The following is an 11,117-nucleotide window of genomic DNA, read 5'->3' on the forward strand; positions in this document are numbered from 1 at the left end:
CCTTGCTGACCCGCCCACGGAGGGAGGGAATGAGAAGACCCATGCGTAGCACGCTTGGCGCCTTGATTGAACTTGGCCGCGCGAGCGGCTAAGGCATCGGGCCAAGTTCGGAGGGAACATATGTCAACGCCAACGGCAGTGGCGCTGGAAGATGCCAAGGTTGCGTTCCGGCTCGGGGACGGGCGGGTCTATACGGCGGTGGAGAAGGCGCATCTTGCGGTCGCGCAAGGCGAGTTCGTCGCCATTGTCGGGCCCACGGGCTGTGGGAAGTCCACGCTGCTCAACGTCGCGGCCGGGCTGCTGAAGCCGGCCGCGGGCAGCGTCAGGATATTCGACCGGCCACTCGCCGGGCTGAACCGGGATGCCGGCTACCTGTTCCAGGCCGACGCGCTGTTCCCGTGGAAGACCGCGCTCGACAATGTCGCCATCGGGCTGGAGATCAAGGGCACGCCGCGCGCCGAGGCACTGCCGCGCGCGCAGAAATGGCTGACCTCCGTCGGCCTTGGCGCGTTCGCGGGTCGCTATCCGCACATGCTCTCGGGCGGCCAGCGCAAGCGCGTGGCGCTGGCGCAGGTGCTGATCCGCGATCCAAAAATCCTCTTGATGGACGAGCCGTTCGGGCCGCTGGATGCACAGACCCGCCAGGTGATGGGCAATCTGCTGCTCGATCTCTGGAATGCCGACCGCAAGGCCGTGCTGTTCGTCACCCATGATCTCGAAGAGGCGATCGCGCTCGCCGACCGCGTCGTGATCATGTCGGCGGGGCCATCCTCGCGCATCATCGGCGACTGGCGCGTGAGCCTGCCGCGCCCGCGCGACATCTTCGAGGTGCGGCTGGACAAGGAGTTCCACGCGCTCCACCGCGAGATCTGGAGCGTGCTCAAGGACGAGGTGATGAAGGGCTACGCGCAATCCACCCAAGCGGCGGAGGCGGTCTGATGTCGCGTCCGACGCTGTTCGCGCTCCAAGTCCTGGTCGCGGTCGTCTGCATCGTGCTGTGGCAAGTGCTGTCGACCGTCCCCGTGTTCGGCAAGATCCTGCTGCCGCCGTTCTTCTTCTCCAACCCGCTCGACGTCTTCAGCCAGATCGTGAAATGGTTCGCCTCCGGCGTGATCTGGAAGCATCTCGGCATCACGCTGGCGGAATCGATCCTGGCCTTCGTGATCGGATCGGCCGGTGGTGTGCTGGTCGGCTTCTGGTTCGCGCGCCAGCCGCTGGTCGCAGCTGTATTCGACCCCTATGTCAAGATGGTCAACGCGCTGCCCCGCGTGGTGCTGGCGCCGATCTTCGCGCTGTGGCTGGGGCTCGGCATCTGGTCCAAGGTCGCGCTCGGCGTGACCCTGGTGTTCTTCATCGTGTTCTTCAACGTCTATCAGGGCGTCAAGGAGGTCAGCCGCACCGTGCTCGACAATGGCCGCATGCTCGGCATGAGCGAGCGGCAGCTGATGCGGCACGTCTATTGGCCCTCGGCGCTGTCCTGGATGTTCTCCTCGCTGCACACCTCGGTCGGCTTTGCCGTGGTCGGCGCGGTCGTCGGCGAATATCTGGGTTCGGCGGCGGGCCTTGGCTATCTCATTCAGCAGGCCGAGGGCGTGTTCGACGTCGCCGGCGTATTCGCCGGCATGTTCGTGCTGTCGGCCTTCGTCATCCTGATCGACTATGGGGTCACGCTGGTGGAGCGGCGCCTGTTGGTGTGGCGGCCGACCGCATCGGATGGGCGGGGCTAGGCGCGAGGCGGGACCCGCGTATCGGCGCGGGCCCCCGGTCGCGAAGCCTCAATCCAGCAGCTTGGTGTCGTCGGGCGCCTGGGGCGGCGTCTTGATTGCGATCGCCTTGACCTGTCCGCTGATCGGCTTGGTGCCGCCATGCGGCGTGCCCTTCGGAATGATGACGAGGTCGCCCGGCTTCACCGTGACCTCCTTGTCGCCGAGCCAGATCGTGCCGGTGCCATCGAGAATGTACTGGATCTCGTTGGTGTTGGGATGCATGTGCTTGGGCACATTGCCGACCTGGATAGAGATCGTGGCGCCGTCGGCACTCGCGAACATTTTTGAGCGGTAGCCGACATTGTTGGCGGCCCCGAGCGCATCGCCTTCCATCTCTCCGGTGTGGATGATCTGCGCGGTGATGTTCTCGGCGGCGAGCGCCGGCCGGAGCAGCTGGTTCGCGCCGCATCCTGCGGCAAAGGCGGCGGCGATCGACAGCCCGATTGCAAGGCGATTCATGGATGATCCTCCCCATCACGAGTTTGTTGTTGTACCCGCATGCTATTGCGCCAAAAGGCCGATGGCCAGTGCCTTAGGCCACGCTTCTCAAGCCCGTCGCGCTGCTCTATGGTGCCGCCGGCCGAACGGAGGAAACCAATGAAGAACACGATTGCCAGGCTCGCCGCGGCACTGCTCGCACTGACGCTCACCACCGGATTTGCCGCGGCGCAAAGCAAGGTCACCATCGCGGTCGGCGGCGGCTCCTGCCTGTGCTATTTGCCGACGGTGCTGGCCAAGCAGCTCGGCGAATACGACAAGGCCGGCCTCGATGTCGAGCTGGTCGACCTCAAGGGCGGCTCGGACGCGCTCAAGGCCGTGCTCGGCGGCAGTGCCGACGTCGTGTCCGGCTATTTCGACCATTGCGTCAATCTGGCTGCCAAGAAGCAGGAGCTCCAGGCTTTCGTGGTCTATGACCGCTATCCCGGCCTCGTGCTCGTGGTGGCGCCCTCGCGCACCAACGATATCAAGTCGGTCAAGGATCTCGCCGGCAAGAAGGTCGGGGTCAGCGCGCCCGGCTCCTCCACCGACTTCTTCCTGAAGTACATGCTCAAGAAGAACGGCATCGATCCGACCAGCGCCGCCGTGATCGGCGTCGGCCTCGGCGCCACCGCGGTCGCCGCGATGGAGCAGGGCCAGATCGACGCGGCCGTGATGCTCGACCCCTCCGTCACCGTGCTCCAGGGCAGCCACAAGGATCTGCGCATCCTGTCCGACACCCGCACGCAGAAGGACACGCTCGAGACCTTCGGTGGCGAATATCCCGGCGGCGCGCTGTACTCGACCGCGGCCTGGGTTGCCAAGCACGAGAAGGAGACCCAGGCGCTCACCAACGCGATCCTCGCCACGCTCGCCTGGATCCATTCGCATTCGCCTGAGGAGATCATGGCGAAGATGCCGGAGGAGACGGTCGGCAAGAACAAGGATCTCTATCTCGCCGCGCTGAAGAACACGATCCCGATGTTCTCCGAAACCGGCAAGATGGACCCGAAGGGCGCGGACGCCGTGCTCGCCGTGTTCAGCGTCGGCTCGCCCGAGGTGGCCAATGCCAAGATCGACGTCAGCAAGACCTTCACCAACAGGTATGTCGAGCAGGCCAAGAAAACCACGGGGAACGCCAAATAGCTGACGCGAAGGCGTGATAGACGCCCCCTCATGACGTCACTGGTCATTCATCGCGTCACGACGCTTGCTCTTGCCGTGCGGCCGATCGTCTGGCCGTTCGCCGAGGAGCGTCGCGCCGAGATCGCGGTACATTTTGCCGAGAAGCAGCGCGAGCGGCCGAAGATCTGGAACGGCCGCGTCCTGCTCGGGTGCGATCCCGTGTTCACGGACGGCCATTTCGCCTCGACCTATTTCGAGACCGATTTCGCAAGCTTCCTTGCCTGGCGCGACTGGGGCTTTCCCGGCGCGCCCGTGTTCAACGGGTTTGGCATGGGCGCGCTGCGCACGTCCGACGGCGCCTTCCTGATGGGCGAGATGGCGCAGCACACCGCGAACGCGGGCCGCATCTATTTCCCGTCGGGGACGCCCGATCTCGACGATGTCAGGGATGGGACGCTGGACATTTCCGGCAGCGTCGTGCGCGAAATTCAGGAAGAGACCGGCTTGACGGCGGCGGACTATGAGGCCGAGCCGGACTGGTATTGCGTCGTCAGCGGCCCCGCGATTGCGATGATGCAGGTGCTCAACCTCGATATGCCCGGCGACGAGGCTCGCGCCCGGATCGAAGCCAATCTCGCCCGTGAGGACGAGCCTGAATTGTCGGCCATTCATCTCGTGCGCGGGATGGGTGATCTCACGCCGACCATGCCGCGATTTGTCACGGCCTTTATCGAGCAGCAGTTCGCCTCGCGCTGATGCGCGAGGCTTGACATCCCTGCGCTCTGCCCATGTGATGGGGGCAACCAAAAGCAAGACGAATGCAATGCACAATCGTCCAGGGAGGTTTTGATGCGCCTGCGCATGGCTGCCCGATTGGTACGTGGGCTGGTGATCGCGATATCCGCGACGAGCCTGGCGGTGGCCGCCCAGGCTCAGGACAAGAAGATCAAGATCGGCGTCGTTTTTGATTTGACCGGACCTCTGGCCGGCGGCGGTTCCGAACTCGGCTATATCGGCGCAAAGATCATCCTCGACCATTTCGCCAGGACGGGCGTCGAAGGCTACAAGATCGAGGCGGTCTATGCCGATGCGCAGAGCAAGCCCGACATCGCCATCAACGAATCCGTCCGCCTGCTCGAGCAGGAGAAGGTCGACATGGTGCTCGGCTTCTTCTCCTCGGCGCAGTGCGTGCCGGTGGCCGCTCGCGTCGAGCAGCTCAAGAAGTTCATGTGGATGACGACCTGCATCTCGTCCGCCGTGTTCAACGAGAAGGGCTACAAATACGTTTTCCGCCCACAGGCCAGCGGCGACCAGTTCGGCATGATGACGATGGACTTCATCGCGCAGAACGCCAAGGCGAAGTTCGACAAGGAGCCAAAGGACCTGCGCGTCGCCATCATCCACGAGGACGGCGCCTATGGCGTCGACGTCTCGAAGGGCAACGAAGCAGGCGCGAAGAAAGCCGGCTTCAACGTCGTGATGAAGGAGGGCTATTCGGCGACCGCGCCCGATCTCTCCGCGCTGGTGACCAAGCTGAAGCGCGCCAAGCCCGACGTGATCTTCCACACCGGCTACAACCCTGACATCACGCTGCTGCTCCGCCAGGCCCGCGAGCAGGGCCTGAAGTTCGGCGCGCTGATGGGGCATGGCGCGGGTTACGGCGTCTATGAGAAGTTGAAGGAAGGCATGGGGGCGGATGCCACCTACATCTTCAACACCGACCCGATCTCGATCTGGCTCGCCAACCAGAAGACCATGGATCCGAAGCTTCCGCCCGTGATCAAGATGGTCGGCGAGGAGTTCGACAAGATCAGGCCGGGCGTTGCCATCCGTTCCGCCCATGTCGGCATCGGCGCGTCCAATACTTACGTGTTCATGGCCGACGTGCTGCCGCGCGCGATCAAGAAGTACGGCGGCGTCGATCCCGAGGCGCTGCGCAAGGCGGCGCTCGACACCGACATCCCCGAAGGCGGCACCATGCTCGGCTTCGGCGTGAAGTTCTACGGCGAGGGCAGCCCCATGGCCGGGCAGAACGAGCGCTCGTTCCCCGTCGTGATCCAGTACATCGACGACAAATCCTCCGTGGTGTGGCCGAAGAGCCAGGCGCAGCGCGAAGCCGTGCTGCCGCTGCCGAAAGGCACCACCTACAGCAACCAATAGCGGCGGAGTGCTCTGGTGCTGGAGGTCAGTGGGCTGGTGAAGCGGTTCGGCGGCTTCACCGCCGTCAACAACGTGTCGTTTCGGGTTGATCAGGGCGAGATCCTCGGCCTGATCGGCCCCAACGGTTCGGGCAAGAGCACGATCTTCAACATGCTCTCCGGCACGCTGGCGCCGACATCGGGCTCGATCGTGTTCGGCGGCTCCGAGATCGCGGGCCTCGCCCCGCACCGGATCATCAACAGCGGCGTCGGCCGCACCTTCCAGATTCCGCGGCCGTTCCGCCGCCTGACCATCTTCGAGAACGTCGCGCTCGCCGGCTTTTACGGCCAGGGCCGCCACAGCCGCGTCAAGGCCGAGGAAGCGGCCGAACGGTCACTCGCGATGGTCGGCCTGCCGACCGATCGCCATGCCAGCGTCGACGGTCTCGGCGCAGCGGGGTTGAAGAAGCTCGAGCTTGCGAAAGCGCTCGCCACGGCGCCGAAGCTGCTGCTGGCCGACGAGAGCCTCGGCGGTCTCGACGAAACCGAGATGGATCAGGCCGCCGACATGTTGCGAAACATCCGCGACGAGCTCGGCATCACCATCATCTGGGTCGAGCACATCATGGGCGTGCTGATGCGCGTCGTCGATCGCGTCATGGTGCTCGATCACGGCGAGAAGATCTCGGAAGGCTTGCCGAGCGCGGTCGCGGGCGATCCGCGCGTGATCGAGGTCTATCTCGGCACCGATGCCGAGACCACGCAGGCCGCGGCCGCCGAAGCGCGCCGCCGCGCGGGAGGCTAGGCATGCTGGAGCTCCGCGCCGTCAATGCCGGCTATGGCACGTTCCAGGCGCTGTTCGATGTCAATCTCGACGTGAAGGCCGGCGAAGCCGTCGGCGTCATCGGCCCCAATGGCGCCGGCAAGACCACTCTGATGCGTGTCATCTCCGGCCTGATCCGGCCCTCGCGCGGGTCGATCCGGATGGAGGGGGCCGACGTCGTGGCAACGCCGCCGCACAAGATCGTCAGCCTCGGGATTGCGCATGTGCCGGAGAACCGGCGATTGTTTCCGCAGCTCTCGGTCGACGACAATCTCAAGATGGGGGCCTTCATGAAGGAGGCGCGCAGCCACTATGCCGATCGGCTCGAAGTGGTGTTCGGCCTGTTTCCGCGCCTGAAGGAACGGCGCCACCAGATGGCGGGCACCATGTCCGGCGGCGAGCAGCAGATGTGCGCGATCGGCCGCGCGCTGATGTCCAATCCAAAGCTGCTGCTGCTCGACGAGCCCTCGGCGGGGTTGGCGCCGGTCGTGGTGCAGCAGGTGTTCGAGCTGGTGAAGCGGATCCGCGCCAGCGGGCTGACCGTGCTGATCGTGGAGCAGAACGTGCAGCAGGTGCTGAAAGTGGTCGATCGCGCCTATCTGATCGAGGCGGGCACCATCCGGGCATCCGGCACGTCCGCCGAGATGCTGGCGAGCGACACGGTCAAGGAAGCGTATCTCGGGGTGTGAGGGGGCATGCAGGCATTCTTGGACATCTTCGACATCTACCTGCTGGAGGCCGTGATCAACGGCATCCTGCTCGGCGGCGTGCTGGCGCTGCTCGCGCTCGGGCTGAACCTGATCTTCGGCGTCATCGACGTGACCTGGATCTGCTATGCCGAGCTGGTGATGATCGGCATGTACGCCATGTATTTCATGGTGCAGTATTACGGCGTCAGCTATTTCGTCGCCGCCCCCTTCACCATCCTGCTGGTCGCGATCCTCGGCGCGGCGCTGCATTACCTCGTGATCGCGCCGCTGCTGACCGCGCCGCCGATCAACCAGCTGCTTGCCACCGGCGGCGTGCTGTTCGTGCTGCAGAGCTTTGCCACGGTCGCCTTCGGCATCGACTTCCGCAATCTCGGCATCCGCCTGCCGGTGCTCGCCCTCGGCGACATGAACTTTAGTTACGCGCGACTCCTGTCATTTTTGGCGGCGCTGGTCGGCATGGTCGCGGTCTATCTGTTCATGACCCGCACCTTCACCGGCACCGCGATCCGCGCCATCTCGCAGGACCGGCAGATCATGGCGCTGATGGGCGTCGACACCAAGCGGATCTATCTCATCACCTCTGCAATCGGCGGCGGGTTGGCCGGGCTCGCCGCCTGCCTCCTGGTGCTGCAATATGACGTGCATCCCTTCGTCGGCCTCTCCTTTGGGCCTATCACCTTTCTGATCTGCGTGCTCGGTGGACTCGGCAATTTCATCGGCGGCTTCATCGCAGCCTTCGTGTTCGCCGAGATCATCTCGCTCGGCGGCCTGTTCTCCGATCTGGAATGGGGCTATGTGCTCGCCTTCGCCTTCTTCATCGTCATGATGTTCATCCGGCCCGCGGGCCTGCTCGCGAGGCGCCGATGATGGGGCAAGGGATGATCGAGCAACGGCGGCTTGCAGCATGGGGGATTGGGCTGGCGGCGCTGGTCGCGCTGCCCTTCGTCTATCGCGATCCCTATCATCTGCACATCCTGGTGCTGATCCTGATCTGGTCGTTCGCTTATACGTCGTGGTCGATGATGGGGCGGTTCGGCCTCGTCTCGCTCGGCCATGGCGGCTTCATGGGGATCGGCGCCTATGTCACCGCGCTGCTCTGGAACCACCTCGGCGTGTCGCCCTGGATCGGCATTCCCGTCAGCATGGTCGCGGCCGGCGCACTGGCGCTGATCGTCGGCTACCCGTGCTTCCGCTTCCGCATCACCGGACACTATTTTGTTCTGGTGACGCTGGCGCTGTCAGGCATCGTGCTCCAGGTCATCACGGCGACGCGCGACTACACCGGCGGCTCGCTCGGATACACGCCGAATCGAACCTCGGGCAACAAGCTGCTGGCACTGCAGTTCGACGACAAGATCACCTGGTATCTGATTGCGCTCGGGGTCTGGCTGTTCGGCATCGTGGTCTGGCACTGGGTCGACCGCAGCATGAGCCGCTACGCGCTGGAGGCGATCTCGGAGGACGAGGACGCAGCGGCCGCCGCCGGCGTCGACGTCACCGCGGAGAAGCTGAAGATCACGCTGCTCAGTGCCCTGATGACGGCGCTTGCGGGCGCGATCTACTGCCAGTACCAGATGTTCATCACGCCCGACACCGTCAGCGGCATCGCGGTATCGCTCCAGATGGTGTTCGCAGCCATCGTCGGCGGCCTGTTCGTCTCGCTCGGCCCGACCTTCGGCGCCGTGATCACCATCCTGCTGGCGGAAACCCTTCGCATCGGCTTCGGCACCAAGGCGGTCGGCTGGGACAACCTCGTCTATGGCGTGCTGCTGGTCCTTTTCATCATATTCCTTCCCAAGGGCATCCTTGGTAGCGTGCTCGACCGATTGAAGCCGCAACGCAAGGTGCCCCGCGCTCATGAGCAAGAAGCCGTCCAAATCGCTCGCCCAGGAACTTGACCGCTACATCACGCCGTTCCGCTACGACGGCTCGGGCAAGTTTCATCTCAAGGCGCACAAGACCGACGAGAAAGGCGATCTCGACAAGGAGAAGGCGCTGGCGATTCTCGACGCCAACAAGAAGCGGCTGATCGGGTTTCAGGAGAAGCTCTATGCCCAGGACCGCTGGTCGCTGCTGATCGTGTTCCAGGCCATGGATGCCGGCGGCAAGGACAGCGCCATCAAGGCGATCTTCGAGGGCATCAATCCGCAGGGATGCGAGGTCCATGCCTTCAAGGCGCCGAGCAGCAAGGAGCTCGACCACGATTTCCTCTGGCGCCACGCGATCGCGCTGCCCGAGCGTGGCCATATCGGCATCTTCAACCGCTCCCATTACGAGGAATGCCTGGTGACGCGCGTGCACCCGGAGATCCTCGCCAAGGAGAAGCTGCCGCAAAAGCTCGTCACCAAGAACATCTGGAAGGAGCGGTTCGAGGACATCTCGGCGTTCGAGCGCTACCTCTGCCGTAACGGCACCGTGGTGCTGAAGTTCTTCCTCAACGTGTCCAAGGACGAGCAGCGCGAGCGCTTCCTCGATCGGCTGGAGGATCCGGCCAAGCAGTGGAAGTTCTCCATGGACGACATCAAGGAGCGCGCGCTGTGGCCGCGCTACCAGGCGGTCTATCAGGACATCGTCCGGCACACCTCGACGCCTCATGCGCCGTGGTACGTCGTGCCCGCGGACCACAAATGGTTCGCGCGCGTCGTGATCGGCTCGGTGATCAATGCCGCGCTCGAAAAGCTCGACCTGCGTTTCCCCCGCGCCGACAAGGCCTCGGTGACCGAGTTCGAGCAAGTGCGCAAGGCCTTGGAGAAAGAGGGGACGGGAGGCAAGAAGAAAGCAAAGTGACAGCCAATCGGACCGCCGACCGCAAGACCGTCAATTTCGCGCTCCAGGGCGGCGGCGCGCACGGCGCCTTCGTCTGGGGCGTGCTCGACCAGGTGCTCGAAGACGGCAGGCTCGCGATCGAGGCGGTCAGCGCGACCAGTGCCGGCGCCATGAATGCGGTGGCGATGGCTTCCGGCATGGCGCACGGGGGTGCGGAGGCCGCGCGGGAGAGCCTGCACGCATTCTGGTACGAAGTGTCTCGCATGGACATGGCGTACGATTTGATGTCGCCGTTGAACCAGTGGATCCAGGCCCTGAAGCTGCCGCCGGAATATCATCCGGTTCACGCCGTCATCCACACGTTGACGCACACGCTGCCGCCGGGTCTGCTCAATCCCTTTCATTTCAATCCGCTCCGGTCGCTCTTGCAGCGCGTCGTCGATTTCGACCGGCTCAATTCCTCGCCCGAGGCGCCGCAACTGTTCCTCAACGCGACCAACGTCCGCACCGGCAAGATCAAGGTATTTCAGAGCCCGCATCTCACCGCGGAGACCGTGCTGGCCTCGGCCTGCCTGCCGCCCTATTTCCAGGCCGTCGAGATCGACGGCGAGCATTATTGGGACGGCGGCTACCTCGGCAATCCCGCGATCTTTCCGCTGATCTACCGCAAGGGCAGCCACGACGTCATCGTCGTGCAGGTCACGGCGATCCGGCGCGACGAGCTGCCGACGAGCGCGGCCGACGTCCTCCATCGCATCAACGAGATCAGCTTCAATTCGTCCCTGATGCGCGAGATGCGCGCGATCGCCTTCGCCACACGGCTGATCGATGATGGCGAGCTCGACAGCGGCAAGCACAGCCGCATGTACATGCACTGGATCGGCAACGACCAGCTGATGTCGCAGCTCGGCACGGCCACGCAATTCCATCCCGAATGGAGCCTGTTGTGCCGCCTGCGCGACGAGGGCCGTTCGGCGGCGCGAAGCTGGCTGGCGCGCAACTTCGACCGGGTCGGGATGGCCTCGACGGTGGACCTGGCCGACATGTTTCTCTAGGCCGCAAAAACTACGAAGACGACCCCATGCACAGTAGCCGGGCGCAGCGGAATCAATGGCTTGCCGGCGAGTGTCATATGAATGCTGATTTTGCGAAATCGAGTTGACGCGGCGGGGCAAAACAGGGACTTGATGTCACCACGCCTATCCAGGGAACCGGCACATTCAAATGTGATCCCTCACATCATTGATCCCGCTTGACAGTGTTGTGGCACAGGAGGAGCATGCCGATGGTCGCAACAAGCGACGCGCAACGT

Annotated in this window: 12 protein-coding genes; 11 read left to right on the plus strand and 1 reads right to left on the minus strand. The window is 64.2% G+C overall.

All coding sequences use genetic code 11. The features are described 5' to 3' along the window. The first annotated feature begins 120 nt into the window (after positions 1-120). Together CIT37_RS11730 and CIT37_RS11735 are read left to right on the plus strand one after the other, a co-directional pair. Positions 121-939: an ABC transporter ATP-binding protein gene (locus CIT37_RS11730; protein WP_038947611.1), complete on the plus strand. Its 819-nt coding sequence runs from the start codon at positions 121-123 to the stop codon at positions 937-939. Then, complete coding sequence (locus tag CIT37_RS11735) at positions 939-1,727, plus strand: ABC transporter permease (RefSeq protein WP_038947610.1); 789 nt, start codon at positions 939-941, stop codon at positions 1,725-1,727. The genes CIT37_RS11730 and CIT37_RS11735 overlap by 1 nt, the downstream gene beginning before the upstream one ends. Before the next feature lie 48 nt (positions 1,728-1,775). Here CIT37_RS11735 and CIT37_RS11740 read toward each other — a convergent pair whose 3' ends face one another. Continuing rightward, positions 1,776-2,225: a cupin domain-containing protein gene (locus tag CIT37_RS11740; RefSeq protein WP_028145436.1), complete on the minus strand. Its 450-nt coding sequence runs from the start codon at positions 2,223-2,225 to the stop codon at positions 1,776-1,778. A 138-nt stretch (positions 2,226-2,363) separates the two neighbouring features. On the opposite strand from CIT37_RS11740, the gene CIT37_RS11745 reads away from it, so the two are divergent. The 9 genes from CIT37_RS11745 to CIT37_RS11785 all read left to right on the plus strand — a co-directional run bounded on the left by CIT37_RS11745 (position 2,364) and on the right by CIT37_RS11785 (position 10,860). Beyond that, positions 2,364-3,389 carry an ABC transporter substrate-binding protein gene (locus tag CIT37_RS11745; RefSeq protein WP_038947609.1) on the plus strand — a complete coding sequence of 342 codons (1,026 nt, stop codon included), beginning with the start codon at positions 2,364-2,366 and terminating at the stop codon, positions 3,387-3,389. 30 nt (positions 3,390-3,419) lie between these two features. After that, entirely contained in the window at positions 3,420-4,124 is a 705-nt protein-coding gene (locus CIT37_RS11750) for an NUDIX hydrolase (protein ID WP_038947608.1), read from the plus strand. 93 nt (positions 4,125-4,217) lie between these two features. Further along, a complete protein-coding gene (locus CIT37_RS11755; protein ID WP_095426108.1) occupies positions 4,218-5,528 on the plus strand; it encodes an ABC transporter substrate-binding protein in 1,311 nt (436 codons plus the stop codon). A 15-nt stretch (positions 5,529-5,543) separates the two neighbouring features. Further along, a complete protein-coding gene (locus tag CIT37_RS11760; protein ID WP_028145432.1) occupies positions 5,544-6,311 on the plus strand; it encodes an ABC transporter ATP-binding protein in 768 nt (255 codons plus the stop codon). A gap of 2 nt (positions 6,312-6,313) precedes the next feature. Beyond that, the gene (locus tag CIT37_RS11765; RefSeq protein WP_038947606.1) at positions 6,314-7,018 is read left to right on the plus strand and encodes an ABC transporter ATP-binding protein; all 705 of its coding nucleotides are present in this window, start codon (positions 6,314-6,316) and stop codon (positions 7,016-7,018) included. 6 nt (positions 7,019-7,024) lie between these two features. Continuing rightward, positions 7,025-7,906 carry a branched-chain amino acid ABC transporter permease gene (locus tag CIT37_RS11770; RefSeq protein WP_028145430.1) on the plus strand — a complete coding sequence of 294 codons (882 nt, stop codon included), beginning with the start codon at positions 7,025-7,027 and terminating at the stop codon, positions 7,904-7,906. A gap of 11 nt (positions 7,907-7,917) precedes the next feature. Then, positions 7,918-8,937 carry a branched-chain amino acid ABC transporter permease gene (locus CIT37_RS11775; RefSeq protein ID WP_370093429.1) on the plus strand — a complete coding sequence of 340 codons (1,020 nt, stop codon included), beginning with the start codon at positions 7,918-7,920 and terminating at the stop codon, positions 8,935-8,937. Then, positions 8,897-9,826 (plus strand): polyphosphate kinase 2 family protein, encoded by a 930-nt coding sequence (locus CIT37_RS11780; protein WP_028145428.1) that lies wholly within the window; start codon positions 8,897-8,899, stop codon positions 9,824-9,826. Before CIT37_RS11775 ends, CIT37_RS11780 begins: the two co-directional genes overlap by 41 nt. After that, positions 9,823-10,860, plus strand: a complete 1,038-nt coding sequence (locus CIT37_RS11785) for a patatin-like phospholipase family protein (RefSeq protein ID WP_038971198.1) — start codon at positions 9,823-9,825, stop codon at positions 10,858-10,860. The genes CIT37_RS11780 and CIT37_RS11785 overlap by 4 nt, the downstream gene beginning before the upstream one ends. The last annotated feature ends 257 nt before the right edge of the window (positions 10,861-11,117 follow it).

The organism is Bradyrhizobium ottawaense, assembly GCF_002278135.3.
In the GTDB taxonomy this organism is placed as follows: Bacteria; Pseudomonadota; Alphaproteobacteria; order Rhizobiales; family Xanthobacteraceae; genus Bradyrhizobium; species Bradyrhizobium ottawaense.

Bases quoted from the DNA above. Each gene is read 5' to 3' on its own strand.
- CIT37_RS11770 (WP_028145430.1), top strand. From the start codon at position 7,025: ATGCAGGCATTCTTGGACATCTTCGACATCTACCTGCTGGAGGCCGTG.
- CIT37_RS11780 (WP_028145428.1), top strand. From the start codon at position 8,897: ATGAGCAAGAAGCCGTCCAAATCGCTCGCCCAGGAACTTGACCGCTAC.
- CIT37_RS11745 (WP_038947609.1), top strand. From the start codon at position 2,364: ATGAAGAACACGATTGCCAGGCTCGCCGCGGCACTGCTCGCACTGACG.
- CIT37_RS11755 (WP_095426108.1), top strand. From the start codon at position 4,218: ATGCGCCTGCGCATGGCTGCCCGATTGGTACGTGGGCTGGTGATCGCG.
- CIT37_RS11730 (WP_038947611.1), top strand. From the start codon at position 121: ATGTCAACGCCAACGGCAGTGGCGCTGGAAGATGCCAAGGTTGCGTTC.
- CIT37_RS11735 (WP_038947610.1), top strand. From the start codon at position 939: ATGTCGCGTCCGACGCTGTTCGCGCTCCAAGTCCTGGTCGCGGTCGTC.
- CIT37_RS11740 (WP_028145436.1), bottom strand. From the start codon at position 2,225: ATGAATCGCCTTGCAATCGGGCTGTCGATCGCCGCCGCCTTTGCCGCA.
- CIT37_RS11765 (WP_038947606.1), top strand. From the start codon at position 6,314: ATGCTGGAGCTCCGCGCCGTCAATGCCGGCTATGGCACGTTCCAGGCG.
- CIT37_RS11775 (WP_370093429.1), top strand. From the start codon at position 7,918: ATGATCGAGCAACGGCGGCTTGCAGCATGGGGGATTGGGCTGGCGGCG.
- CIT37_RS11750 (WP_038947608.1), top strand. From the start codon at position 3,420: ATGACGTCACTGGTCATTCATCGCGTCACGACGCTTGCTCTTGCCGTG.